Raw genomic sequence first — 26401 nt, forward strand, 5'->3', positions numbered from 1 at the left:
AAAAACAACGACGCACTTGGAAACTTAAAAACTTCACAACAGTGCGTCGTTGTGTGCGGTGCATTATAGGGATTTTCAAATCCCTTGCAAGTACTTTTTGGTAAAAATATTTAAAAAAATGTTCTTTTGGATAAAGTTAATACAAAAAGGTCTATTTAATATCAATTTTAGTCTATTTTTATTACATCTAAAGATTCAAATCCCCATAGGTGTAAAGCTTTTTTAAATTGAGATTCTTCAGAAAAATGGTCGGTACAAAACATTTGATTATGTTTTTCACCTTGAGCACGTATACTTTTACCATCGAGCAAATATTTTATCCGCTTAGCAATCGCCGCTCCAGGATCCATAAAATATTTAATTTGTGGCAAGCACAACTGAATTTCATCTTTGATGAGTGGAAAGTGAGTACAACCTAAAACTAATGTATCCAAATCTGCCATGTCTGCCCATGGAGATAACTCATCTTTTAAATCAATTAGATCAACGGAATGACCACGAATTTTTTGCTCCGCAATTTCTACTAATTTTGTTGTCCCCAATCTCTCAACAATACAATCTTGCGCAAATTTATCAATCAAATCATTGACATAATGACGTTTTACAGTACCCTTTGTAGCTAATAAACCAATATGTTTTGTCTTTGTCATTTCTGATGCAGGTTTAATAGCGGGCACAGTCCCAACGATAGGAATATCAAAAGCAGCTCGCAAAGGCGGAAGCACAACAGTACTCGCTGTATTACAAGCTATCACGATTGCATCTAATGGATAACGTTGATTAATCAGTTGGCAAACCTCTAAAGTGCGGTGAATAATACTTTCTTCTTCGCGTTCTGAATAAGGGAAGCCGGCATTATCAAAACAATAGAGATAATGCCAATTTGGTAATAACTTTCTGGCTTCACGATATACGCTAAACCCACCGACTCCAGAGTCAAAAAAAAGTACAGTTGGGCGTTTTTCTTTTGTATCCATTTAAAACTCTTTGAAAATTGACCGCACTTTTAAGCGTTTGAATAAATCTCTTTATTATTTAACCAACGACGAATCAGACTTTCTGCTAGATCAGGGTATTTTTGGATAAGTGATTTCGCATAAAATTGCACCGTTGGTATCATTTTTCTATCTCGCATTAAATTTGCTACTCGCAATTCAGCGATGCCCGTTTGTTTCGTTCCAAGCACTTCACCTGGTCCGCGAATTTCTAAGTCTTTTTCAGAAATAACAAACCCATCTTGGCTATCTCGTAGCACTTGCAAACGTTTTTGCGAAACTTTACCGAGCGGAGGTTTATACATTAGCACACAAAAAGAAGCCGTACTGCCTCGACCGACCCGCCCTCGTAATTGATGAAGCTGAGATAAACCTAAACGCTCTGCATTTTCGATAATCATCAAACTAGCATTCGGAACATCAACACCCACTTCGATTACTGTCGTCGCCACCAATAAATCCAATTCTGCATTTTTAAAACGCATCATGACATCTTGTTTTTCTTGTGGTTTCATCCGCCCGTGCACTAACCCAATATTTAACATAGGTAATGCCTTAGTTAAATCTTCCCAAATCGCTTCAGCAGCTTGAGCTTCTAACACCTCTGATTCATCAATTAATGTACACACCCAATAGGCTTGGCGTTTTTCATTAACACAAGCGTTTTTTACACGCATTACAATTTCAGCACGACGTTCTTCAGAAACAACTACGGTTGTTATCGGCGTACGTCCTGGAGGCAATTCATCAATAATTGATGTATCCAAATCTGCATATACGGTCATTGCCAACGTTCTTGGTATCGGTGTGGCCGTCATAATTAACTGATGGGGATAAAATCCCGCTTTTTCGCCTTTCTCACGCAACATTAATCGTTGATGCACCCCAAAACGGTGTTGTTCATCAATAATCACCAATGCTAAGTCGGAAAACTCGACTTCTTCTTGGAATAAAGCATGCGTCCCCACCACCATTTGTACGGCACCAGTTTTGATTTTTTCAAGCTCCGCTTGTCTTAATTTTCCTTTTACTTTACCGGCTAACCAACCAACTTCAATACCGAAAGGCTCAAACCAACGTCGAAAATTATTCGCGTGCTGTTCTGCAAGAATTTCTGTTGGCGCCATTAAGGCGACTTGTTTGCCATTATCAATTGCAGTTAAAGTAGCCAATGCGGCAACCAATGTTTTTCCCGATCCTACATCCCCTTGCACTAAGCGCATCATCGGATAATCTTTGATAAGATCTTGTTCAATATCCGATACGACTCGCTTTTGCGCATTAGTTGGTTGAAATGGCAAGGTGGCTAAAAATCGCTGTTTCAAATCTGTTTGATAATGTAGCGGTAAAGCAGAAAATTGCTGCGTTCCTAACCGCACTTTTTGCATAGCGAGATTATGCGCCAATAATTCTTCAAAAATTAATCGTTGTTGTGTAGGATGCTTACCTTGCTCTAACATTTCTAATGAAATATCAGGCGGCGGACGATGCAATAATCGTAATGCTTCTTTTAAACTATATTGATGTGGATTAAATTCATTAGGCAAAATTTCTGCAATCTGAACTTTGTCGAGTAATGCCAAAGCCTGCTCCGTTAATTTTCGTAATGAATTTTGTTTGAGCCCTTCCGTCGTAGAATAAATCGGCGTTAGGGTTTCTTCCAATACTATAGGCGCATTATCTCGCACAATTTGATATTCTGGATGATGAATTTCAGGCATGTGACGCCCACGTTTTACCTCTCCAAAGGCCTTTACTCGCACACCTACTTGAAAACTATTACGCATTCCCGCATTAAAATTGAAAAAACGTAACATAATTTTCGATGTGCCGTCTGACAAACTCACGGACAGAATCGGGCGACGGCCAAAAGTAACTTCACAGGTTTGAACAACGCCCTCGATTGTAAAATATTGTTCGGGGCGAAGATTAGCGATTGGCGTAATTCGCGTACGATCTTCATAGCGAATAGGTAAATGAAAGAGTAAATCTTGCAGGTTATGAATACCGATTTTAGCCAGTTTATTAGAAATGGCCGCACCAACACCAGAGAGGCTGGTCAAAGGTACGGCATCAAGAAGTTCAAGGCTCATAGCTCATTAATATTGCGTTTGACATTAACGACGCCAGTGATGCCTTTAATGCGATGAACGATATTGGCAAGGTGTTTGATATCTTTTACACATACCTGCAAAATCACAAGCAATAAATTGTTCTCTAATTCTTCCGTCCAAATATTTTGAAGACTGCTTTCGCTCGCAGAAATTGCAGTCATTAAACTAAGCAAGGCATTCTGCTCATTCAATATTTCTATTTGTAATTCTGCCTCAAAATTCACCGCACTTTGAACGTTATCCCATTTAGCCAGCGATTGGTGACAAGCATTTTTCAAACTTGCACAATGTTGATGGTGTACTACAACTGTGTTTTCTTGTGTACTACATCCCACAATAGGATCACCAGGGATTGGATGGCAACATTGAGCAAATTGTGTTTTACCCACTTGCATTGGTGCAATAGTGAGTATTTTGGATTCAAATTTAAAATTCTGAGTATTAGAAGATTCTAACGGCACGCCCACAAATTGATGCGCAATTATGGAGGCAGACTGATTACCTAAACCAATTTCTCGTAATAATTCATCTAAAGAAGAAAGTGCTAAAGCATCTAATACAGTTCTAATTTGTTGAATAGAAAAATCACCTAAATTATGAGGCTGTAATGCTACATTAAGCTCAACCTCACCTAATTTCACGGCATCCTCTTCACAACGCTGTTTGAGATAATGGCGAATCCGTGTTTTCGCACGAGCCGTTACGACGAAATTTAACCATGCAGCTTCAGGATGAGCATTTGGATCGGTGATGATATTGACCGTTTGCCCAGACTCAAGAGCTTGCGAAAGCGGATAAGGTTTATGCTCAACAGTCACACCAACACAAGTATTTCCCACATCTGAATGCACGGCATAAGCGAAATCTACTGCTGTTGCGCCCATTGGCAATTCAACAATTCGACCTTTTGGCGTAAAAACATAAATTTCTTTCGGGAAAAACTCTGATTTTACATTCTCAATAAACTCAAACGAATTACCTACACTTTGTTGAATTTCGACCAAACTTTGCAGCCAGCGTTGTGCGCGAATTTGTGCGGTTGTACTGTCGTTTTTACCATTTTCTTTATAAACCCAATGCGCAGTAATGCCCATTTCGGCGACTTGTTCCATATCCTCAGTATGGATATGAACTTCTACGGGGACACCTTTCGGCCCAATCATTGAAGTTTGCAAAGATTGATAGCCATTTGCTTTAGGTACCGCGATATAATCCTTTACTCGGCCAGGTCGTGGCTTATAAAGATTATGCATTTGGCCTAAAACGCGATAACAATCATCAACATTTTTTACAATCACACGGAACGCATAAATATCCATAATCGAGTGGAATTCTTGATCCTTTATGCGCATTTTTTGATAGATCTTGTAAAGGTGTTTTTCACGCCCCCACACACGAGCAAAAATCCCCGCATTTTCTAACCGCACTTTAATCTCTTGTGAAATACGTTCGATTAAATCTTGTCGATTACTACGCGCCACATCAATGAGTTTTTTTAACACCTCATAACGATGTGGATGCATTGCTTGAAAAGATAAGTCTTCTAATTCATTTTTGATATGCTCAATGCCTAAACGATGAGCAAGCGGACAATAGATTTCAAGCGTTTCTTTCGCAATACGACGGCGTTTATCCGGTCGTAACGCACCAAGCGTGCGCATATTATGTGTGCGGTCAGCAAGCTTGATTAACACAACGCGAATATCACGCGTCATCGCCAAAATCATTTTGCGAAAATTCTCGACTTGCGCCTCTTGGCGAGTACGAAATTTCAACTTATCGAGTTTTGATACACCATCCACAATTTCAGCCACACTGGCACCGAACTCTTCTTTCAGTTGTTCTTCCGTATAAGGTGTATCTTCAATAACATCGTGCAAAAGCGCAGCCATTACCGCTTCGTGATCTAAATGTAGTTGAGCAATAATGGAGGCTACCGCCACAGGATGAGTAATGTAAGGTTCGCCGCTGGAGCGAAATTGTCCTTCGTGCGCATCTCTTGCAATCACAAACGCACGCTTGATGAGTTCAATTTTATCTGCGGGCAAATACCCTTGAATAATTCGATCTAAATCCGCAAACAGTTCCAAAGGAGACCTACTTATCGTTGAAAGAGAAAGTGCGGTTAAAATATCGTGATTTTTTACCGCACTTTTAAAAGATTATTCTGTAATTAATGCAACAGCTGCTTCTTCCGTTTCTTGCACTTTCGCCATTTCTTGGAATTCTTGTGCATCCATAATATCTTGATTAATCAAACCTTTTTCGATTTCACGCAGTGCGATTACTGTTGGTTTGTCATTATCTTCTGGCACTAACGGCGCACTTTGGTTAAGTTGTAATTGTCTTGCACGACGCGCAGCCGTTAAAATTAAATCAAAACGGTTACCAATTTTTTCTACTGCATCTTGCACAGTAACACGAGCCATAATTTACTCCGATTTGTCAAAAATTACTCTATTGAAAGGGCGTTATAATACTCAATTTCGCCCTATTTTGCTAGTAGCTGTTGAATTAACATTGCATTTTGTTTTTGTTGATAATCTTTAGTTAAGCGTTCCGATTGCAAAATACTTTGTAAATCTTTTAATGCTTTCTCAAAATCATCATTCACAATGACATAATCATATTCGTCATAATGCGAAATTTCACTTATCGCTTTTGACATTCGTTCAGCGATAACCTCTTCACTATCTTGCCCACGACCAATTAAACGACGCTCCAATTCAGGCAATGAAGGCGGTAAAATAAAAATGCTTTTTACTGAAGGCACTTTTTTACGGATTTGTTGAGCCCCCTGCCAATCAATATCTAAAAATACATCAATGCCTTTTGCTAAATTTTCTTCAATCGCAGGTAAAGAGGTTCCATAATAATTGCCGCCAAAAACTTTGGCATATTCTAGAAATAAATCTTGCTCAATGAGTGATTCAAACTCTTCTTTTGATACAAAATAATAGTGTACGCCTTCAACTTCACCTGGACGTGGGGCGCGGGTCGTATGTGACACAGACACCATTTTTTGAGTTGAACTATCTGATGCCAATAATGCTGAAATTAATGAAGATTTTCCCGCACCACTTGGTGCAGACAAAATATAAAGATTACCTTGAGACATAGAACATTTAACCTTCTCTAACAATTTCAGTCTATTATGCAGATTTCTCTATAAAAAATCATCAAAAGTGCGGTGATTTTTTACGGTACTTTTTCATTCTAATCATGATTTGATATAGATCACAAAAAAGTAGTAGGGTTTATAGTTTTATAAAAATGCTCGTGCTATACTCTGTGCGCTGTCTTACTGAGTGAGCAGTATTACTCAAAGCAAACAGATTTGTTTAACTTAAATAAAAGGTGAAAATCTTATGGCAATTAAAATTGGTATCAATGGTTTTGGTCGTATCGGCCGTATCGTATTCCGTGCAGCACAACACCGTGATGACATCGAAGTTGTAGGTATTAACGACTTAATCGACGTTGAATACATGGCTTATATGTTGAAATATGATTCAACTCACGGTCGTTTCGACGGCACTGTTGAAGTGAAAGATGGTAACTTAGTGGTTAATGGTAAAACTATCCGTGTAACTGCAGAACGTGATCCAGCAAACTTAAACTGGGGTGCAATCGGTGTTGATATCGCTGTTGAAGCGACTGGTTTATTCTTAACTGATGAAACTGCTCGTAAACACATCACTGCAGGCGCGAAAAAAGTTGTATTAACTGGCCCATCTAAAGATGCAACCCCTATGTTCGTTCGTGGTGTAAACTTCAACACATACGCAGGTCAAGATATCGTTTCTAACGCATCTTGTACAACAAACTGTTTAGCTCCTTTAGCACGTGTTGTTCATGAAACTTTCGGTATCAAAGATGGTTTAATGACCACTGTTCACGCAACAACTGCAACTCAAAAAACTGTGGATGGTCCATCAGCTAAAGACTGGCGCGGCGGCCGCGGAGCATCACAAAACATCATTCCATCTTCAACAGGTGCAGCGAAAGCAGTAGGTAAAGTATTACCTGCATTAAACGGTAAATTAACTGGTATGGCTTTCCGTGTTCCAACTCCAAACGTATCTGTTGTTGACTTAACTGTTAACCTTGAAAAACCAGCTTCTTACGATGCAATCAAACAAGCAATCAAAGACGCTGCTGAAGGTAAAACTTTCAATGGCGAATTAAAAGGCGTATTAGGTTACACTGAAGATGCGGTTGTTTCTACTGACTTCAACGGCTGTACTTTAACTTCTGTATTTGATGCAGACGCTGGTATCGCATTAACTGATTCTTTCGTTAAATTAGTATCTTGGTACGATAACGAAACTGGTTACTCAAACAAAGTATTAGACTTAGTAGCTCACATTTACAACTACAAAGGCTAATTAAAACTTTGAAAAAATTAACCGCTCTTCGGAGCGGTTTTTTATTATCTAAAATTTAGTTTACGATCTAAAAATGAACAAGGGATCACTAAAAATAATTTAAAACAATCAATATACTTCTAGCTTTTATTCCTATTTAAGATTATATTAGCGCACAACTGTTCGCTCAATAAAATCAAAAAATAGGGTTAATATGAATCTCGATCTCCATTTTGTTCATCGTATTCAACAACAAGCCAAAACTCGTGCAAATATGACCGCACTTCGCTATAAAGAACACGGCTTATGGAGAGACATCTCTTGGAAAAATTTTCAAGAGCAACTCAATCAACTTTCTCGTGCATTGCTTGCTCACAGTATTGGCGTGCAAGATAAAATCGCTATTTTCGCACATAATATGGAACGTTGGACAATCGCTGACATTGCGACGTTACAAATTCGAGCAATCACAGTACCTATTTACGCAACCAATACAGCCCAGCAAGCAGAATTTATCCTAAATCACGCCGATGTAAAAATTCTATTCGTTGGAGATCAAGAGCAATACGATCAAGCATTGGAAATTGCTCATCATTGTCCACAATTACAAAAAATCGTGGCAATGAAATCCACCATTCAATTACAACAAGATCCTCTTTCTTGCTCTTGGGAAAGTTTTATTGAAACAGATTCAAACGCCCAACAAAATGAACTAACCCAGCGCTTAAATCAAAAACAATTATCGGATTTATTTACGATTATTTATACCTCTGGCACTACTGGAGAGCCAAAAGGTGTCATGTTAGATTACGCTAATCTCGCTCATCAATTAGAAACACACGATCTTTCACTTAATGTGACAGATCAGGACATTTCACTTTCTTTCTTACCGTTCTCTCATATTTTTGAACGAGCTTGGGCGTCTTATATTCTTCATAGAGGTGCAATACTTTGCTATTTAGAAGACACCAATCAAGTGCGGTCAGCTTTAACGGAAATTCGCCCAACTTTAATGTGTGCCGTCCCACGTTTTTACGAAAAAATTTATGCAGCCGTATTGGATAAAGTTCAAAAAGCACCAAAACTTCGCCAAATAATGTTCCATTGGGCAATTTCCGTAGGACAAAAACATTTTGATTTACGTGCGAATAACAAAGCTATTCCGTTCTTATTGAAAAAACAATTTGCTTTGGCGGATAAATTAGTGCTCTCAAAACTTCGCCAATTATTGGGTGGTCGTATAAAAATGATGCCTTGCGGAGGAGCAAAATTAGAACCCGCTATTGGGCTATTTTTCCATGCTATTGGTATCAATATTAAATTAGGCTATGGCATGACAGAAACAACTGCGACCGTTTCTTGCTGGCATGATTGCCAATTTGACCCAAATTCAATCGGCACACTGATGCCAAAAGCGGAAGTGAAAATTGGGGAAAATAATGAAATCCTCGTGCGTGGCGGAATGGTGATGAAAGGCTATTACAAGAAGCCAGAAGAAACGGCTCAAGCCTTCACAGAAGATGGTTTCTTAAAAACTGGCGATGCGGGAGAATTTGACGAACAAGGGAATTTATTTATTACCGATCGCATTAAAGAATTAATGAAAACCTCAAACGGCAAATATATCGCGCCACAGTATATCGAAAGCAAAATCGGTAAAGATAAATTTATCGAACAAATTGCGATCATCGCCGATGCGAAAAAATATGTATCCGCGCTTATTGTGCCTTGCTTTGATAGTTTGGAAGAGTACGCTAAACAGCTCAATATTAAATATCATGACCGTTTAGAATTATTAAAAAATTCTGAAATTCTAAAAATGTTTGAGCAGCGTATTAATGCGCTGCAAAAAGAATTGGCTCATTTCGAGCAAGTAAAAAAATTCACGTTACTTTCTCAAGCATTTAGCATCAAATTAGGTGAAATTACACCAACATTAAAATTACGTAGAAAAGTGATTTTAGAACGTTATCGTAAGCAAATTGAAGATATGTATAATTCAAAAGAATCAAAAAATTCATAACTAAAAGGCTCTCGTTTGAGAGCCTTTTTCTTGCCAATTATTCAGGAAATTTTTCTTCCAAAATTAATGCTAGCCCATCTTCATTATTAGTCGCGGTGACTACATTTGCAGCTTGTTTAATTTCATCAGGTGCATTTCCCATTGCCACCCCAAGCCCCGCATGTTCTAGCATATCCAGATCATTAAAGTTATCACCAAACGCAATCACCTCATTGGTTTGTACGCCAAAATAATCTTCCAAAAAACGAACCGCACTTCCTTTGGTTGCACTCTTATGCATCACCTCTAAAAAATTAGCATGGGAACGGCAAATACTCAGATGTGGAAATTTTTCCTTTAAAATAATTTCAATCTCGATGATTTCTTCAGCTTCCCCAATAATTTGAATTTTATGCGGCGAACGTGTCGCCACTTCATCGAAAGGATGAATCTCAATTTTTGTGACGCCACGTTCAAAAATCACCCATTTATTTTCTACGTCACGAGCATGGCAATCATTATTTGTATAATAATTCACGCCAAGCAAAGGATGAGCCGCCAAAACGGTATTAATGTCTAAAATATCTTTTGGATCGATTTGTACGCTATAAATTGGTTCAAGGTGTTGATTCAAAATAAGCGCGCCACTAAATGCAACAAGCACATTATTCGTTTCAAGCTGTTTCCAATAAGGCAAAATACCTAAAGGAGAACGCGCCGAAATTGGCACAAAAGGAATACCATTCGCCGTTAAACGCTTAATTGCTGCAACAGTTCGAGGGGAAATAGTATGTTGAGAGGTTAATAAGGTGCCATCAAAATCACTAAATACCGCTTTATACATCATTACTCCGAATAAAGATTATTTCTCTGCTAGATAAGGATCATCAAAACCTAATCCTTGCATAATTTGGGTTTCTAAACTTTCCATTTCTTCCGCTTCATCGTCTTCAATATGATCATAACCGAGTAAATGTAAGCTACCATGCACGACCATATGTGCCCAATGTGCCATTAATGGTTTCTCTTGTTCTGCGGCTTCTCGCTCCACGACTTGACGACAAATAACGAGATCCCCTAGCAATGGCAACTCCACCTCATCAGGGCATTCAAATGGAAATGAAAGTACGTTAGTCGGGCGATCCTTGCCACGATAAGTTAAATTTAATTCATGGCTTTCGGCTTCATCCACAATACGAACCGTCATTTCAACTTCATCCCCTTCCGGTTGAACTGCAGCTGTTGCCCACTGCACAATCTGTTCTTCTGTTGGCAAACCCTCTATATTTTCTGTGGCAATTTGCAGATCAACGAATATACTTCCCATTTTACTCTCCTAAATTCTTTTCAATTTCTGACCGCTCTTTTTCACGTTCGGCTTTACGAAGCTCCACTAATTCTTTTCGACGAATTTTATCTTGCACTTCCCATTCTTCGTATGCTTGCACGACTTTAGCCACCACCGGATGGCGCACAATATCTTTACTATCAAAATAGTTAAAACTTAATTCTGGTACTTTTTCCAACACTTCAATCGCATGGCGTAAACCAGATTTTGTGCTACGAGGTAAGTCAATTTGCGTAATATCGCCCGTAATCACGGCTTTAGAATTAAAACCAATGCGGGTTAAAAACATTTTCATTTGCTCAACTGTCGTGTTTTGGCTTTCATCTAAAATAATAAAACTATCATTAAGTGTACGCCCACGCATATAAGCCAAAGGCGCAATTTCAATAACATTACGTTCCATTAATTTTTGCACTCGCTCAAAACCTAGCATTTCAAACAAAGCATCATAAAGCGGACGTAAATAAGGTTCGATTTTCTGACCTAAATCCCCCGGTAAAAAACCTAGCTTTTCGCCCGCTTCTACCGCAGGGCGAGTAAGTAAAACGCGACGAATTTCTTGACGCTCTAAAGCCTCAACTGCTGCAGCAACCGCTAAGAATGTTTTCCCCGTTCCTGCTGGGCCAATACCAAAACTAATATCGTGAGTTAAAATATTATGTAAATATTGAACTTGATTTTCGCCTCGAGGTTTAATCACACCTCGCTTAGTTTTAATCGTTGTACTGAAAACATTATTTTCAGCACGGTTCGGTTCAACTTGAGATAGCATTCGGCTTTCTTGTAAAGCCATATGCACATCTTCCAAATCTAACTCTTTCACTTTACCTTTTACGGGCGCAGTTTCAACATATAAATCTTGAATTAATTTCACCGCACTTTTTATCAATTTTGCATGATAAGGTTTTGGATCCTCTTCCACACTATCAATATGAAACGTGAAATTATGACGAGCAATGACAAGGTTAAATTCTTTTTCAATAAGTTTTAGATGATCATCAAATGCACCGCATAAAGATTGCAAACGTGCGTTATCTTGAGGTTCGAGAGTAAATGAAAGCATGGGGATACTAAGCTGGTGAAAATTGCGGTTATTCTAGCGTAATTACCACTTCATGGGAAACAATCATCACTTTGTTTTCACCCATATCCCCACTATAATATGCATCCTTGATTATGTGACAAGCTGAATATATTATGACTGAACAAAATAACCCTTACGACGAACTTAGATACTACTCAAGACCCTTTTCTTATACGAGCATTGCGCTTCTGGAAGGGAATGCAACATTATGGGGATTAACCCCTCCAGCACTCAAAGGTGCTAAAGTATTAGAATTAGGTTCTTCTTTTGGTGGAAACTTAATTTCTCAAGCGGTTTATTATCCAGATACTGAATTTGTAGGTATTGATTTAGCAGATAGTCAAATTACTCAAGGTAATGAAATTATTCAATCAATGGGATTAACAAACGTTCGTTTAGAAACAAAAAATATTCTCGATATTACGCCTGAATTTGGCATGTTTGACTACATCATCGTGCATGGTATTTATTCTTGGGTACCTGATAATGTTAAAGATAAAATCCTTAAGGTTTGTCGTGAGAATTTAACGCCAAATGGTATTGCTTATATTTCTTACAACACCTATCCCGGTTGGAAAAGCCGCGAAGTTGCACGGGATATTATGCTCTATGCTAATAAATACACTCAGAATTTACCACTCTCTGAGCAAACTCGTCGTGGCAAAGCCGTTGTTCAATTATTCTCAGATGCAATTAAATCGATTGAGTCTGAAAAAAACAATAATAAGAGCCGAATCAATAACTTCGATAATATTCAAACTAAAGGCGATCATTACATCGCACATGAATATCTCGAATATCACAACCACCCTTTCTATTTGAATCAATTTGTTGATAGCCTACATCAACATCAATTAGCTTATATTGGCGATACGGATTTTCAACTTTCATATATTTCTTGGATGCCACAACATCTACGTGACATGATCAATCAATTATCCGAAACAGATTATGTTGCACGTGAGCAATGCCTTGATTATCTTTACGATGTAGCATTCAGAAGAAGTTTACTATGCCATGCTCATTTACAAGATAAAATTAACCGTACAGAAACTATTGATAAAGCATTATTAAATAAATTAACTTTTATTGGACAGAACAAAGAAAATAATCTGAGCCATATATTCAATAATAAAGACGTAGAAAAATTACTTGAATACTTTATCTATCAAGTAGTTCATTTCACTATTCAATCATTAATTGATCACGTTGCTGAGCATAAAGAATTTGAAAATCTCACAGAGAATGAAATTTACTCTTCCGTATTGTTAGCAATTATCTTCGGTTATATCAATGTTTTTCTCACACCTTATCAAACATATACGTTTGAAGATAACAAAACTTATGTACCAAAACGATTTACTCAATATGTACAGGTCTTATTAGAAGGTGCAGATCAATATATCGGTGCAGGCAATATGTATAATGGAGGCGTTGAAAATTTAAATGAACTGCATGTTTATATGATGTCTCAAATGGAAAAACCGACAACTAAAGCGGAACTTAATGCGTCACTCAAAGCATATTTAATTGAAAATGGCTACAAAGATATGAACAACAACGAAAAACTCATTGATGAAGAATATGATTGTTCAGGATTATGTGATTCTATTTGTAAAGTATTAGCAGACTTAGGTTACATCCAACCTGCTACACCATAAGCAAAAAGCAAAATTGAAAGCAAGTAACATACTAAAGGAGATCGATTAGCTCTCCTTTTTTTGTCCCAATCGCAAAATTCAAATTGAAAACTATTTGCATTTATTGGATTTTAGAAATAGAATGAAGCCAATTCAATATAAATTAAGATCCATTCTCAAAAACAAGGAGTTTTCAATGACGTTAAAATCATTCAAAATTGCGACACTCGCTGCCGCACTTACATTCTCAGCAAGTAGCTTTGCAGATATTACTGTCTATAATGGTCAGCATAAAGAAGCAGCAAAAGCTGTTGCTGATGCTTTTACACAAGAAACGGGTATTAAAGTTACTTTAAATAGTGCTAAAAGCGAACAGTTAGCAGGTCAACTTAAAGAAGAAGGCGATAAAAGCCCAGCCGATGTATTCTATTCAGAACAAACCTCTCCATTTGCCACACTTTCTGAAGCAGGTTTATTAGAACCACTTTCAGCCAATACGATCAAACAAACCTCTCACCAAGGTGTACCAGTAGCACCTAAAAAAGATTGGATTGCATTAAGTGGTCGTTCTCGTGTTGTAGTTTATGATCACACTAAATTATCTGAAAAAGATATGGAAAAATCAGTACTTGATTACGCGACACCAAAATGGAAAGATAAAATCGGTTATGTACCAACCTCTGGTGCATTCTTAGAACAAGTTGTCGCTATTGTTAAACTAAAAGGCGAGAAAGTTGCACTTAATTGGTTAAAAGGCTTAAAAGAAAATGGTAAACTTTACGCGAAAAACAGTGTTGCATTGCAAGCTGTTGAAAATGGCGAAGTGCCTGCAGCCTTAATTAATAACTACTACTGGTATGCATTAGCAAAAGAAAAAGGCGCAGAAAACTTAAAAACTCGTTTGTACTTTATTCGTCATAAAGACCCTGGTGCATTAGTCACTTACTCTGGTGCTGCAATCTTAAAATCATCTAAAAATAAAGAAGAAGCGAAAAAATTCGTGGACTTCTTAGCAAGCAAAAAAGGTCAAGAAGCTTTAGTTGCTGTACGTGCAGAATATCCATTACGTACAGATGTGACTTCTCCATTCAATATGGAACCTTATGCTAAATTGCAAGCGCCAGTAGTTTCAGCAACTACTGCTCAAGATAAAGAACAAGCAAATAAATTAATTGAAGAAGCTGGTTTAAAATAAGCCCGCTAACGTTGCAACTGTATTTTCACCAAAAGTGAAGATACAGTTGCCACATATAAAGGATTATCTTTTGACCCGAACTCCCCCACTTTGGCTCACCATCATTATTTTACTTATTGGTTTACCGCTCTTATTACCATTTCTGTATATTCTTTTCCGTGCGATTGAAGTCGGATTAGATCGTAGCTTTGAGCTTCTTATTCGCCCGAGAATGGCGGAATTACTGAGCAACACAATGCTTCTCATGGTCTGTGTAACCATTGGTTCCATTTCTCTCGGTACTCTTTGTGCATTTTTACTTGAACGCTACCGTTTTTTCGGCAAATCATTTTTTGAAGTGGCGATGAGCTTACCACTTTGTATTCCAGCCTTTGTGAGTTGTTTTACTTGGATCAGCCTAACCTTTCGAGTAGAAGGTTTTTGGGGAACGATTGGCATCATGACATTAAGCTCTTTCCCACTCGCTTACTTGCCTATTTCAGCTACACTTAAACGACTTGACCGCTCCCTTGAAGAAGTAAGCCTTTCATTAGGAAAAAGCCAAACTTACACCTTTTGGCACGCAATTTTCCCACAATTAAAACCAGCAATCGGTAGTAGTTTATTGCTAATAGCATTACATATGCTGGTAGATTTTGGTGCGGTTTCTATTTTGAATTACCAAACATTCACCACAGCTATTTTCCAAGAATATGAAATGTCTTTTAATAACAGCACCGCAGCACTACTTTCTGCTGTATTAATGGCAATTTGTAGCATTATTGTGCTGGGAGAAACATTCTTCCGCGGTAAACAAACACTTTACAACAGTGGAAAAGGTGTCACTCGTCCTTATCCAGTAAAAACACTTTCCTTTGGCAAACAATGTTTAACCTTCGGATTTTTCTCTAGTATATTCATCTTAAGCATTGGCGTGCCTGTGATTATGTTAATTTACTGGCTTATAGTGGGAACTTCACTCGAAAGTGCAGGTGATTTTTCAGAATTTTTATCGGCATTCAGTAATTCATTTATCATTTCAGGACTAGGCGCATTGCTTACCGTAGTTTGTGCTTTGCCATTGGTTTGGGCAGCTGTACGCTATCGTAGCAAATTAACCGTTTGGATTGATCGCTTACCTTACCTATTACACGCCGTACCCGGCTTAGTTATCGCATTATCACTGATCTACTTTACGATCAACTATGCCAACAGCTTATATCAAACCTTTTTAGTTATCATCGTGGCTTACTTTATGCTCTATTTACCAATGGCACAAACCACACTTAGAGCCTCACTTGAACAACTTTCTGATAATATTGAGAAAGTAGGACAAAGCCTAGGACGAAGCCCATTCTATATTTTCCGAACTTTAACATTACCAGCAATGCTACCAGGCATTGCGGCGGCATTCTCTCTAGTATTTTTGAATTTAATGAAAGAGCTTACGGCAACACTTTTGCTCACGCCAAACGACATCAAAACCCTTTCGATTGCCGTTTGGGAATATACTAGTGATGCGCAATACGCTGCAGCAACGCCTTATGCACTCATGCTCGTTCTCTTTTCAGGGATTCCTGTGTTTTTATTGAAAAAATATGCATTTAAATAAAATGATAAATAATCCGTTATTAGCCGTTAAAAATCTCAATAAATTTTTTAATGAACAACAAGTTCTTCACGATATTTCCTTTACCTTGCAACGAGGTGAAATCCTCTTTTTGCTTGGTGCCTCTGGTTGTGGAAAAACAACGTTATTGCGAGCGATCGCAGGATTTGAACAACCTAATACGGGCGAAATTTGGCTAAAAGAGCAGTTAATTTTCGGCGAGAATACAAATGTGCCAACGCAACAGCGTCATCTAGGTTATGTGGTACAAGAAGGCGTGCTTTTCCCTCACTTAAATGTCTATCGCAACATTGCTTATGGATTAGGGAATGGAAAAGGGAAAACGGATGAAGAGAAAATGCGGATTGAGCAGGCAATGCAACTCACTGGAATTAGTGAATTGGCAGAACGTTTTCCTCATCAGCTATCAGGCGGACAACAACAACGAGTGGCTCTTGCACGAGCATTGGCGCCGAATCCAGAACTGATTTTATTAGACGAACCTTTTAGTGCCTTAGATGAACATCTTCGCCAGCAAATTCGTCATGATATGCTGAAAGCGCTGCGTCAAAGTGGTGCATCAGCGATTTTCGTCACCCATGATCGTGATGAAGCATTACGTTATGCGGATAAAATCGCTGTTATCCAACAAGGAAAAATTTTACAAATCGACACGCCTCGTACACTTTATTGGTCGCCTAATCATATTGAAACCGCAAGTTTTATTGGTGAAAACATCGTGCTATCGGCGAATCTGATTGATGAAAACACAGTTCAATGCCAATTAGGTAATATTCCTGTAAAAAACAAATCAATCTCGCTGAAACAAGGTAAGATTTTACTTCGCCCAGAACAATTTAGCCTGTTTAAAACATCGGAAAATCCAACCGCACTTTTCAAAGGGCAAGTAAAACAAATCGAATTCAAAGGGAAAATTACCGCTATTCAAATTGAAATTAATGGCTACGCAATATGGATTGAGAACATCATTTCCCCCGATTTATCTATTGGCGATGAGCTACCAATTTATTTGCATGGAAAAGGGCTTTTTTACGCCTAAGAATAAAGCCTTATCTTCACGATAAGGCTTTATTTTTAAACAATATATTCAGAAAAAATTTGTTCAAGATTTGATATTAAACAGTCTGCGCCTAAAATATTTTCCTCTTTCCATGCCTGTTGCAAAATGTCTGGAGAAAATTGCTGACTTGCCAATTCAGCTAACGGCAAATAACTGATATGCCAAGGCTCCCGCCCCACTTTCTTATTGGACTGTATATTCATAAAAGGCAAAGCAAAATCAAAGTGCGGTAAATTTTCGGTAAGAAACTCACTCAATTCAAAGAAGTAGCCGCCTTTTTCATATTCCCAAGGCTCCAGTTGTAAAGATTGCCCCTGTGGCAAAAGATCAGGATCGAAAATATCCACTTCCGTTCCCCAATGATGACGGCTAGCCCCTGGCAATGCAGACCAACGTAAAATCGCCTGACATTTTTGCCAGTCATCTAATTGGCTCAACTCTAATGCTTTGCCTGTGTCATCATGGACTTTTCTCTCGCCCTTAAATTTACTATTCCAAATAAGCTGTTGGCGTTCAAAATCACGAAAACTGCTCGCTGGCTGTAAATTAAAGCCATTTTTTGCCGCACTTTTTTGCAGCCCTTGAAATGCGTTCACCGCTTGCGTTTGCAAAAAATGATTTGATGAATGATTTGCGGGTAAATTGACTAAATGCTCACGAGACTTTCCTGTAAGCATTTCTGGCGTTAATTTCATTTTAGCTATCCAATAAATTCACTAACATTTTGTGATAAATCTCACCGCACTTGCCAAGATCTTCTACACTGACACATTCATTTACTTTATGAATTGTTGCGTTAAGTGGACCAAATTCCACCACTTCAGCGCCCATCAATGCAATAAAACGACCGTCTGATGTACCACCACCTGTTTCAGCCTTTGGCTTTATGCCTGTAGTTTCCTCAATAGCGGAGGTTATCGAATCTAATAATTTACCTGGTTTTGTTAAAAACGGTTTACCTGATAAATTCCATTCAATACGATATTTCAAATTATGTTTTTCTAGCATTTCAGCTACTTTTTGCTTAATGATTTCATCTGTTACTTCTGTGCAATAACGCAAATTGAACTGAATATATAACTCGCCTGGAATCACATTATTACTTCCTGTTCCCGCATGAATATTAGCAATTTGTAGGCTTGTTGGAGGGAAAAACTCATTACCTTCATCCCATTGATAGGTCGTCAATTCTTGCAAGAATGGGGCGGCTTTATGGATTGGATTTTCAGCTAAATGCGGATATGCCACGTGTCCTTGAATCCCCTGAATATAAAGGTTTCCTGTAATTGAGCCTCTACGACCATTTTTGACAACATCGCCTAAGTTTTTAGCACTCGATGGCTCGCCAACCATACAATAAGTAATTTTTTCACCACGCGCCATTAAAGTCTCAACCACACGCACAGTGCCATCTTTTGCGGCGGCCTCTTCATCAGACGTAATCAATAATGCAATTGTGCCTTTATGATTAGGATTTGCTTTTACATATTCTTCAGCCGCCACAATCATTGCAGCAAGGGATCCTTTCATATCCGCCGCACCACGACCATAAAGCATGCCATCAATAATCTCAGCAGAAAACGGAGGAGACGACCACTGATTTTCATCACCTGTAGACACAACATCCGTATGACCTGCAAAAGCAATAACTGGCTCACCCGTTCCGTGTTTTGCCCACAAATTCAGCGTATCATTAAAAGGCATCCATTCAATTTGAAAACCTAACTTTTCTAAACGTTCGGCAATAATTTGCTGACAGCCTTGGTCATTCGGGCTAATAGACGGGCGACGAATTAAATCTTGCGCCAACGAAATCACTTTTTCTCTCATAAAAACTCCTAAGAAAATAACCGCACTTTAAGCAAAAGCAACCTGATATTCCTTTTCATTAAATCCAATTAATGCCTTCCCATCTTGTAAAATAATTGGGCGTTTAATTAAGGTTGGATTCTCAGCCAACACGGAAAGTGCGGTAGCTTTATCAAGAGAATTTTTAACTTGCTCATCCAAATTACGCCAAGTTGTACTGCGTTTATTCACCAACACATCCCAGCCAAATTGAGCTTCTGCTTGGACTAAAAAATTCGAATCCAAACCATCAACACGGTAATCATGGAGTTTGTGTTCAATATTGTGATCCGCTAGCCATTTCAACGCTTTTTTTACTGTATCGCAATTTTTAATGCCGTAAACTGTAATCATGTTTCACCTAAAAAAATAAGAAAAATCCTCAATCTAATCAGACTGAGGATTTTAACCCTTATACTACTTCATCTCAAATGAATTAACCTAACAACTTATTTATGCGTTTAATAAATGCAGCTGGGTTTTCCAAAGAGCCACGCTCTGCTAGCATAGCTTGTTCAAGTAATAATTCCACCCAATCAGCAAATTCTGTTTCATCTGCAATATCAGCTACTTTTTTCACTAAGTGGTGTTCTGGATTAAGTTCAAAAGTGTATTTTACGTCAGGTACAGGTTGCCCTGCGGCTGCGAACAATTTCGCCATTTGGGTCGTCATTTGATCGTTATCTGTCGAAACCACCGCTGGTGTATCTGTTAAATTGTGGGTTAAACGCACCGTTTTCACTCGTTCACCAAGTAAATTTTTCACACGCTCAATAAAACTACCAAAGGCTTCATCTTGTTGTTTTTGCGTTTCAGATTCTTTATCAGCTAAATCGCCTAAATCCAAATCTGCTTTTGTGATACTTTGTAATGGTTTACCATCGAATTCAGTTAAATAGCTTAACATCCATTCATCAATGCGGTCGGAAAGCAATAAAACCTCAATGCCTTTTTTATTGAATAATTCCAAGTGTGGGCTATTTTTCGCTGCAACATAACTATCCGCTGTAATGTAATAGATAGCTTTTTGCCCCTCTTTCATACGAGAAATGTAATCTTCTAAAGAGACAGTTTGCTCGCTGCTATCATTATGTGTTGAAGCAAAACGCAATAACTTCGCGACAGTTTCTTTGTTAGCAAAATCTTCTGCAGGGCCTTCTTTCAAGACTAAACCAAACTCTTTCCAGAATTGAAGATATTTTTCTGCATCATCTTTTGCTAATTTTTCTAGCATTTGTAATGAACGCTTAGTTAATGCTTTGCGTAATGCAGCAGTAATTTTGTTATCTTGTAAAATTTCACGAGATACATTTAATGGCAAGTCATTGCTATCGATTAAACCACGCATAAAACGTAGATAATTCGGCATAAATTGCTCAGCATCATCCATAATAAATACACGTTGAACATAAAGTTTTAAGCCGTGTTTATGTTCGCGATTAAATAAATCCCAAGGTGCTTTCGCTGGCACATAAAGCAAACTAGTATATGCTTGATTTCCTTCCACTTTGTTATGCGCCCAAGTCACAGGATCAGCAAAATCATGGCTTAAATGTTTGTAAAACTCTTTATATTCCTCATCGGAGACATCATTTTTAGAACGCGTCCAAAGTGCATCGGATTTATTAATTTTCTCCCATTTTTCACCGCACTCTTTGCCTTCATCATCATATTCTTTCGTTAGCATTTCTACTGGCAAGCCAATATGGTCAGAATATTTACCGATAATTTCACGTAAACGCCATTCATTTAAAAATTCTTTTTCATCTTCGCGTAAATGTAAAATCACATCAGTGCCACGGGATTTTTTCTCAATATCCGCCACAGAATATTCGCCTTCACCCGCAGATTCCCAAAGTACAGCTTTATCCGCCTCTTCGCCAGCTGCTCTAGTTTTTACAGTCACTTTATCTGCCACAATAAAAGCTGAATAAAAACCCACACCAAACTGCCCAATAAGTTGGCTATTTTTTGCTTGATCCTGGCCAAGTGCGGTTAAAAATTCTTTTGTTCCTGATTTTGCAATCGTACCTAAATGATCGATGACTTGCTCGCGAGTCATACCAATGCCGTTATCGCTAATTGTAATAGTGCCTTTATCCGCATCAAAGCTAACACGCACACGCAAGTCACCATCACCTTCATATAAAGCAGGGTTGGAAAGTGCTTTAAAGCGTAATTTATCTGCAGCATCAGAGGCATTAGAAATTAATTCACGTAAGAAAATTTCTTTGTTGGAATACAAAGAATGAATCATTAATTGGAGGAGTTGTTTGACTTCAGATTGAAAGCCGCGAGTTTCTTGATTTTGTGACATAATTTTTTCCTTCATAAAGATAAAAATTGAACGTCACAGATATAAGAATAAAAAGAAAGATTTCAAGGGGAAAACCAAAGTGCGGTGAATTTTCACCGTATTTTATTCAAACATTTTCCTAAAATATCTAGAAATGAATAACGGTGATCACCATAAGCAATCACCGTTAAACCAAAAGTGTTTTCTTAAGGAGATTTGGGTACTCTAAAAATTAGAATCCGTAACCCACACCAACTTTTGCACCATAGTTATTAACTTTAGTATTATCAAAACTACCTAGACGATTGTATTCAACACCGCCATTTGCATACCAGTTACCATCTAATTTATATTTAGCACCCGCTACAACACCATAGCCAATTTTAGTTTCAGAAGAACTTTTATATACTTGGTTAGCTCGATTATCATATTTGAATTGGTTAGCTGCAACACGAGCGCCTACATAAGGTTCAACTTTAGAATTCGTGTCAAAATCATATAATACTGATGCACCTAAACCGTGAATTTTCGCACCATCAACTTTTCCGTGATGAGTATAATCACCTGCGACACGTGTATTTCCTAATTTATAACCAACCGCTACACGAGGTTCAACTCGAGTATTATTGCTACCGTTTGCTTGAGTTTGAGATAAACCGATATCGCCTTCAGCATAGATATTCGCATTTGCAGCAGAAGCAAAGGCAAATGCCCCAACAATAACGGCTAATAAAGATTTTTTCATTGGATAACTCCTTTATTTATTGAATAAACTGGAAAAATATATCACAAAAATTATTCTATTTCATCGACAAAAACTAATTTTCCCTTACATTTTCTACATAAATATTCAATCTTTTCTCTTACTATTCTAGTATGACGGCGAATACTTAGAAAATGTGGTTGGCACGCACAACGATATTCAAAGGTTTTACCTCGCACATTTTTTATATCAAATTGATGACAAGTATCCGCAGGAAGCTTAAAAATTTCATTCATTACAATCTGCCATTCCCGACCATGAGGTTTTACACGACCAAACATTTGATACACAATCAAATGCGCAAGCTCATGTGGCACGACTTGTCGAATAAATTCATCTGCATTTTCTAATAACAAAGTGTGGTTAAATTTTATTTCATTTTTTTGTAGGTAAGCCACGCCTGCCTTTATTCCACGTAACTCATAATTTACCTCAGGCATTGTAAATTTTCGCTTAAAATAAGCCTCTGCAAGCTGCAAAGACTGATTCAATTTACGTTGCACTTGCATTTTTAAATGACGAAATGGAATTTGCTCTATTGATGTCATGATTGAAAAGAAAAAACCGCTAGATAAGCGGCTTTTATATAATTTACTAAATTAAAAAATAAGATTATTTTAATCCTGCTGCAACACGTAATTCTGCTGCACGATCCACTTTTTCCCAAGGGAATTGCTCACGACCGAAATGACCATAAGCTGCTGTTTCACGATAGATTGGTTGAATTAAATCTAACATTTTAATCAAGCCATAAGGACGTAAATCAAAGAATTCACGAACTAATGACACTAATAATTCATTCGCAACTTTTCCAGTTCCAAAGGTTTCTACCATGATAGATGTTGGATCTGCCACACCAATCGCATAAGAAAGTTGGATTTCACAACGATCTGCCAAACCTGCTGCCACAATATTTTTTGCGACATAGCGTGCAGCATAAGCTGCTGAACGGTCAACTTTAGATGGATCTTTTCCTGAGAATGCGCCACCACCATGACGAGCAGCACCACCGTAAGTATCTACGATAATTTTACGACCAGTTAAACCACAATCGCCCATTGGCCCACCGATAACAAAACGACCAGTAGGGTTGATGAAGAATTTTGTTTCTTTAGAAAGCCATTCACTTGGTAATACAGGTTTGATAATATCTTCCATCACACCTTCATGTAAATCTTTTTGGCTAACTTCTTCAGAATGTTGAGTAGAAAGCACAACCGCATCCACACCAACAATTTTATTATCTTCATATTTTAACGTTACTTGGCTTTTCGCATCTGGGCGTAACCATGCTAATTTACCGCTTTTACGCACTTCAGCTTGTTTTTCCATTAAGCGATGTGCATAAGTAATAGCTGCTGGCATTAATACATCCGTTTCATTGGTGGCATAACCAAACATAATACCTTGGTCGCCTGCGCCTTGATCTAATGGATTTTCACGATCAACGCCTTGATTAATATCTGCAGATTGTTTACCAATCGCATTAAGCACTGCACAAGAATGGCCATCAAAACCCATTTCAGAATGCTCATAACCAATATCACAAATCACTTTACGCGTTAAATTCTCAATATCGACCCATGCTGATGTGGTAATTTCACCACCCACCAATGCCATACCAGTTTTTACGTAGGTCTCACAAGCTACTCGTGCTTTTGGATCTTGTTTTAGGATTTCATCAAGTACCGCATCAGAAATTTGATCGGCAATTTTATCTGGATGCCCTTCAGATACAGATTCAGATGTAAATAAATAGCTAGACATATTTTCTCTCTTTTTTAAATTTAGATGTATTGACGTATAGACGTCTATAATACGTATTTTAGCTTAATAAGCAAGCGCTATTATTGATTTATCGTCGTAGGAATAGTCAACCAATTACGCAAAATTTGCTCACCAAAGTCTGACATATAAGATTCAGGATGAAACTGAACCCCATAAATTGGTAAAGATTTATGCTGCATAGCCATTACCACGCCTTCATCACAAAATGCTGTGATTTCTAGGCTGCAAGGAAAATCGTCTTCCTGTACGCCCCAAGAATGATATAGCCCGATATTAAATTCGCTTGGAAGGCTAAAAAATAATGGAGAATTTGACCGCACTTTTAAAATTCGTTTTTGGCCATGACGGACTTTCTCTAAGTTATACAATGTACCACCAAAAAATTCACATAAGGTTTGATGCCCTAAACATACACCTAAAATAGATTTCTGCTGATAATATTTTTCCAACATAGAAAAAAGTTGTGGATAAGCTCGTGGCACATCAGGCCCTGGTGAAATCAATATATGACTATATTTTTCTGCTGTACTTTCCTTTAAATCTTCCACGTTTAAAACATCATAAGGCACATTTAATTTTCGAATTAAATCTACCAAGTTAAAAGTAAAAGAATCGTGATTATTAATGATGAGTAATTTCATAACCGCTCGGCATTCGTTATAATCGGGCAATTTTACGCAAAATGGCACAAAGCACAATGCAACATTTTATTGAACAGGCTAATCATTATGGCAAACAACGTACGCCATTTTTCTTTCTCATTGATTTTGAAAAAGAAAAACCATTGATTTGTCCACTCGAAAATTCTGCACAACAAGGCATTTATTTTGATATTTTAGGGAAAAGAAATAGCACGGTTTCTCCACAACCTCTCCCTCTTAATTTTACCAAACATCCAATGCTCTTCTCGCGTTATCAACAAGGTTTTAAACTTGTTCAAAGTGAATTGCAGAAAGGCAATTCTTATTTATTGAATCTCACCTGCCCCACTGAAATTTCAGGTAATCTGTCACTTGAACAGATTTTTCATCAAACAAATGCACCTTATAAATTGTGGTTACAAGACCAATTTGTTTGCTTCTCACCAGAATGTTTTATCAATATTCATGACAACCGCATTTTTACTTATCCCATGAAAGGGACAATTAATGCGTCTCTGCCCGATGCAGAAAATCAGTTACTCACAAATGAAAAAGAACAACGCGAGCATCACACAATTGTTGATTTAATGCGTAATGATTTATCCATGGTGGCAGAAAACATTCAGGTGAAAAAATTTCGTTATATCGATCGCATCAAAACACAAAAAGGCGAAATACTGCAAACCAGTTCTGAAATTTACGGAAAATTGAATGAAAACTGGCAAAATCAAATTGGGGATATTTTAGCGAAACTCTTGCCGGCTGGTTCTATTAGTGGCGCCCCAAAAGAAAAAACCACACAAATTATTCAACAAGCAGAAAAACAAAAACGCGGTTATTACACAGGAATTTTTGGCATATTTGATGGTGAAACACTACAAAGTGCGGTAGCAATTCGATTTATTTCTCAAATAGATGAAAAATTTTATTTTCATAGTGGAGGTGGAATTACCATTCATAGCAATGTGCAAGATGAATATGAAGAATTGTTAGAAAAAGTCTATTTACCGATTGAAGGGGCTCATTAATGTATCCTCTATTTGAAACCCTTTGTATTGAAAACGGGAAAATTCAAAATATCGATTTACACCAAGCACGATATGAACGTAGTTTGCATGAATATTATGGCAAAAGTGCGGTAAAAATTTTTAATCTTTTTTCACTCATTCAACTGCCAGCCCTCTTACAAAATCAATTAGTTCGCTGCCGCATTGATTACAATGCCGAAACCACACAAATTCAATATTTTGAATACTATCGAAAAATTTACCGTACTTTCCAACCTGTAATTTGTGACAATATCGAATATAGCTTGAAATATTCTGATCGCAGTTTAATTAATAAATTGTTTGATCAACGAGGCTCTTGTGATGAAATTATTATTATCAAAAATGGAAAAGTGACAGATTGTTCCATTGGTAATTTAATTTTCCGCCAAGGGAAAAAATGGTACACACCAGACTCGCCATTGCTTTTAGGCACACAACGAGAAAAATTATTACAAGAGGGGAAAATTCAAGAGCGCACAATATTCCAAGAAGATATTGTCAATTTTGATGAAATTAAAATCATTAATGCAATGAATACGCTCTAAAACGGGTATTACCTCTCTTTACAAAATTTTTTTAAAATTTTATATTGCCTAGCGACT

The 26401-nt window shown here is 37.7% G+C and carries 24 protein-coding genes; 8 read left to right on the top strand and 16 right to left on the bottom strand.

Translation table 11 applies throughout. From position 1 onward, the window contains the following. Nucleotides 1-167: 167 nt before the first annotated feature. From murI to gmk, 5 genes are all read right to left on the bottom strand, one after another. Complete coding sequence (gene murI, locus A9501_RS05490; protein ID WP_065265214.1) at nt 168-977, bottom strand: glutamate racemase; 810 nt, start codon at nt 975-977, stop codon at nt 168-170. Between the two features lie 29 nt (nt 978-1006). Next, on the bottom strand, nt 1007-3088 hold the full coding sequence (recG, locus tag A9501_RS05495) for an ATP-dependent DNA helicase RecG (RefSeq protein WP_065265215.1): 2082 nt from the start codon (nt 3086-3088) through the stop codon (nt 1007-1009). Beyond that, complete coding sequence (spoT, locus tag A9501_RS05500) at nt 3085-5199, bottom strand: bifunctional GTP diphosphokinase/guanosine-3',5'-bis pyrophosphate 3'-pyrophosphohydrolase (RefSeq protein ID WP_065265216.1); 2115 nt, start codon at nt 5197-5199, stop codon at nt 3085-3087. Before spoT ends, recG begins: the two co-directional genes overlap by 4 nt. 72 nt (nt 5200-5271) lie before the next feature. After that, nucleotides 5272-5538: a DNA-directed RNA polymerase subunit omega gene (gene rpoZ / locus A9501_RS05505; protein ID WP_005625717.1), complete on the bottom strand. Its 267-nt coding sequence runs from the start codon at nt 5536-5538 to the stop codon at nt 5272-5274. A gap of 62 nt (nt 5539-5600) precedes the next feature. Further along, complete coding sequence (gmk, locus tag A9501_RS05510; protein WP_005634932.1) at nt 5601-6227, bottom strand: guanylate kinase; 627 nt, start codon at nt 6225-6227, stop codon at nt 5601-5603. Nucleotides 6228-6477: 250 nt separating this feature from the next. On the opposite strand from gmk, the gene gap reads away from it, so the two are divergent. After that, nucleotides 6478-7497, top strand: coding sequence for a type I glyceraldehyde-3-phosphate dehydrogenase (gap, locus tag A9501_RS05515; RefSeq protein ID WP_065265217.1), 1020 nt, complete (start codon nt 6478-6480; stop codon nt 7495-7497). Nucleotides 7498-7690: 193 nt separating this feature from the next. Beyond that, complete coding sequence (locus A9501_RS05520; RefSeq protein ID WP_065265218.1) at nt 7691-9499, top strand: AMP-dependent synthetase/ligase; 1809 nt, start codon at nt 7691-7693, stop codon at nt 9497-9499. 37 nt (nt 9500-9536) lie between these two features. On the opposite strand, the gene A9501_RS05525 is transcribed toward A9501_RS05520, so the two are convergent. Genes A9501_RS05525 through A9501_RS05535 form a run of 3 tightly spaced genes read right to left on the bottom strand, consistent with a single transcriptional unit; the run spans nt 9537 to nt 11889 of the window. Next, nucleotides 9537-10322 (bottom strand): Cof-type HAD-IIB family hydrolase, encoded by a 786-nt coding sequence (locus A9501_RS05525; protein ID WP_065265219.1) that lies wholly within the window; start codon nt 10320-10322, stop codon nt 9537-9539. 18 nt (nt 10323-10340) lie between these two features. Further along, the gene (ybeY, locus tag A9501_RS05530) at nt 10341-10805 is read right to left on the bottom strand and encodes an rRNA maturation RNase YbeY (RefSeq protein ID WP_009766889.1); all 465 of its coding nucleotides are present in this window, start codon (nt 10803-10805) and stop codon (nt 10341-10343) included. Nucleotide 10806: 1 nt separating this feature from the next. Beyond that, complete coding sequence (locus A9501_RS05535; RefSeq protein ID WP_065265220.1) at nt 10807-11889, bottom strand: PhoH family protein; 1083 nt, start codon at nt 11887-11889, stop codon at nt 10807-10809. A 134-nt stretch (nt 11890-12023) separates the two neighbouring features. On the opposite strand from A9501_RS05535, the gene A9501_RS05540 reads away from it, so the two are divergent. The 4 genes from A9501_RS05540 to fbpC all read left to right on the top strand — a co-directional run bounded on the left by A9501_RS05540 (nt 12024) and on the right by fbpC (nt 17393). Continuing rightward, nucleotides 12024-13571 carry a class I SAM-dependent methyltransferase gene (locus A9501_RS05540; RefSeq protein WP_065265221.1) on the top strand — a complete coding sequence of 516 codons (1548 nt, stop codon included), beginning with the start codon at nt 12024-12026 and terminating at the stop codon, nt 13569-13571. A 175-nt stretch (nt 13572-13746) separates the two neighbouring features. Next, on the top strand, nt 13747-14745 hold the full coding sequence (locus A9501_RS05545) for an iron ABC transporter substrate-binding protein (protein ID WP_048953703.1): 999 nt from the start codon (nt 13747-13749) through the stop codon (nt 14743-14745). A gap of 70 nt (nt 14746-14815) precedes the next feature. Then, nucleotides 14816-16336, top strand: a complete 1521-nt coding sequence (locus A9501_RS05550; RefSeq protein ID WP_065265222.1) for an ABC transporter permease — start codon at nt 14816-14818, stop codon at nt 16334-16336. Beyond that, complete coding sequence (gene fbpC / locus A9501_RS05555; RefSeq protein WP_065265223.1) at nt 16323-17393, top strand: Fe(3+) ABC transporter ATP-binding protein FbpC; 1071 nt, start codon at nt 16323-16325, stop codon at nt 17391-17393. The genes A9501_RS05550 and fbpC overlap by 14 nt, the downstream gene beginning before the upstream one ends. A gap of 35 nt (nt 17394-17428) precedes the next feature. On the opposite strand, the gene A9501_RS05560 is transcribed toward fbpC, so the two are convergent. From A9501_RS05560 to A9501_RS05595, 8 genes are all read right to left on the bottom strand, one after another. Then, on the bottom strand, nt 17429-18109 hold the full coding sequence (locus A9501_RS05560; RefSeq protein ID WP_065265224.1) for a M15 family metallopeptidase: 681 nt from the start codon (nt 18107-18109) through the stop codon (nt 17429-17431). A gap of 1 nt (nt 18110) precedes the next feature. After that, complete coding sequence (gene dapE, locus A9501_RS05565) at nt 18111-19244, bottom strand: succinyl-diaminopimelate desuccinylase (protein ID WP_065265225.1); 1134 nt, start codon at nt 19242-19244, stop codon at nt 18111-18113. Between the two features lie 27 nt (nt 19245-19271). Beyond that, the gene (locus tag A9501_RS05570) at nt 19272-19616 is read right to left on the bottom strand and encodes an ArsC family reductase (RefSeq protein ID WP_065265226.1); all 345 of its coding nucleotides are present in this window, start codon (nt 19614-19616) and stop codon (nt 19272-19274) included. 82 nt (nt 19617-19698) lie between these two features. Continuing rightward, entirely contained in the window at nt 19699-21579 is a 1881-nt protein-coding gene (gene htpG, locus A9501_RS05575) for a molecular chaperone HtpG (RefSeq protein ID WP_065265227.1), read from the bottom strand. A 211-nt stretch (nt 21580-21790) separates the two neighbouring features. After that, a complete protein-coding gene (locus A9501_RS05580; RefSeq protein ID WP_048953715.1) occupies nt 21791-22303 on the bottom strand; it encodes an OmpW family outer membrane protein in 513 nt (170 codons plus the stop codon). Nucleotides 22304-22353: 50 nt separating this feature from the next. After that, a complete protein-coding gene (locus A9501_RS05585) occupies nt 22354-22869 on the bottom strand; it encodes a SprT family zinc-dependent metalloprotease (protein ID WP_065265228.1) in 516 nt (171 codons plus the stop codon). 64 nt (nt 22870-22933) lie between these two features. Next, nucleotides 22934-24088, bottom strand: coding sequence for a methionine adenosyltransferase (gene metK, locus A9501_RS05590; RefSeq protein ID WP_065265229.1), 1155 nt, complete (start codon nt 24086-24088; stop codon nt 22934-22936). Nucleotides 24089-24168: 80 nt separating this feature from the next. Continuing rightward, on the bottom strand, nt 24169-24750 hold the full coding sequence (locus A9501_RS05595; protein WP_065265230.1) for an anthranilate synthase component II: 582 nt from the start codon (nt 24748-24750) through the stop codon (nt 24169-24171). A gap of 41 nt (nt 24751-24791) precedes the next feature. Here A9501_RS05595 and A9501_RS05600 point away from each other — a divergent pair, with 41 nt between their 5' ends. Both A9501_RS05600 and A9501_RS05605 read left to right on the top strand, forming a co-directional pair. Further along, the gene (locus A9501_RS05600) at nt 24792-25778 is read left to right on the top strand and encodes an aminodeoxychorismate synthase component I (RefSeq protein WP_065265231.1); all 987 of its coding nucleotides are present in this window, start codon (nt 24792-24794) and stop codon (nt 25776-25778) included. Next, nucleotides 25778-26344: an aminotransferase class IV family protein gene (locus A9501_RS05605; RefSeq protein WP_065265232.1), complete on the top strand. Its 567-nt coding sequence runs from the start codon at nt 25778-25780 to the stop codon at nt 26342-26344. Before A9501_RS05600 ends, A9501_RS05605 begins: the two co-directional genes overlap by 1 nt. The last annotated feature ends 57 nt before the right edge of the window (nt 26345-26401 follow it).

It is taken from the genome of Haemophilus sp. CCUG 66565, assembly GCF_001679495.1.
GTDB lineage: Bacteria > Pseudomonadota > Gammaproteobacteria > Enterobacterales > Pasteurellaceae > Haemophilus > Haemophilus haemolyticus_K.

Coding starts and splice junctions, on each gene's coding strand:
- murI (WP_065265214.1), bottom strand. CDS start 977: ATGGATACAAAAGAAAAACGCCCAACTGTACTTTTTTTTGACTCTGGA.
- recG (WP_065265215.1), bottom strand. CDS start 3,088: ATGAGCCTTGAACTTCTTGATGCCGTACCTTTGACCAGCCTCTCTGGT.
- rpoZ (WP_005625717.1), bottom strand. CDS start 5,538: ATGGCTCGTGTTACTGTGCAAGATGCAGTAGAAAAAATTGGTAACCGT.
- gmk (WP_005634932.1), bottom strand. CDS start 6,227: ATGTCTCAAGGTAATCTTTATATTTTGTCTGCACCAAGTGGTGCGGGA.
- gap (WP_065265217.1), top strand. CDS start 6,478: ATGGCAATTAAAATTGGTATCAATGGTTTTGGTCGTATCGGCCGTATC.
- A9501_RS05520 (WP_065265218.1), top strand. CDS start 7,691: ATGAATCTCGATCTCCATTTTGTTCATCGTATTCAACAACAAGCCAAA.
- A9501_RS05525 (WP_065265219.1), bottom strand. CDS start 10,322: ATGTATAAAGCGGTATTTAGTGATTTTGATGGCACCTTATTAACCTCT.
- ybeY (WP_009766889.1), bottom strand. CDS start 10,805: ATGGGAAGTATATTCGTTGATCTGCAAATTGCCACAGAAAATATAGAG.
- A9501_RS05535 (WP_065265220.1), bottom strand. CDS start 11,889: ATGCTTTCATTTACTCTCGAACCTCAAGATAACGCACGTTTGCAATCT.
- A9501_RS05540 (WP_065265221.1), top strand. CDS start 12,024: ATGACTGAACAAAATAACCCTTACGACGAACTTAGATACTACTCAAGA.
- A9501_RS05545 (WP_048953703.1), top strand. CDS start 13,747: ATGACGTTAAAATCATTCAAAATTGCGACACTCGCTGCCGCACTTACA.
- fbpC (WP_065265223.1), top strand. CDS start 16,323: ATGCATTTAAATAAAATGATAAATAATCCGTTATTAGCCGTTAAAAAT.
- A9501_RS05560 (WP_065265224.1), bottom strand. CDS start 18,109: ATGAAATTAACGCCAGAAATGCTTACAGGAAAGTCTCGTGAGCATTTA.
- dapE (WP_065265225.1), bottom strand. CDS start 19,244: ATGAGAGAAAAAGTGATTTCGTTGGCGCAAGATTTAATTCGTCGCCCG.
- A9501_RS05570 (WP_065265226.1), bottom strand. CDS start 19,616: ATGATTACAGTTTACGGCATTAAAAATTGCGATACAGTAAAAAAAGCG.
- htpG (WP_065265227.1), bottom strand. CDS start 21,579: ATGTCACAAAATCAAGAAACTCGCGGCTTTCAATCTGAAGTCAAACAA.
- A9501_RS05580 (WP_048953715.1), bottom strand. CDS start 22,303: ATGAAAAAATCTTTATTAGCCGTTATTGTTGGGGCATTTGCCTTTGCT.
- A9501_RS05585 (WP_065265228.1), bottom strand. CDS start 22,869: ATGACATCAATAGAGCAAATTCCATTTCGTCATTTAAAAATGCAAGTG.
- metK (WP_065265229.1), bottom strand. CDS start 24,088: ATGTCTAGCTATTTATTTACATCTGAATCTGTATCTGAAGGGCATCCA.
- A9501_RS05595 (WP_065265230.1), bottom strand. CDS start 24,750: ATGAAATTACTCATCATTAATAATCACGATTCTTTTACTTTTAACTTG.
- A9501_RS05600 (WP_065265231.1), top strand. CDS start 24,792: ATGGCACAAAGCACAATGCAACATTTTATTGAACAGGCTAATCATTAT.
- A9501_RS05605 (WP_065265232.1), top strand. CDS start 25,778: ATGTATCCTCTATTTGAAACCCTTTGTATTGAAAACGGGAAAATTCAA.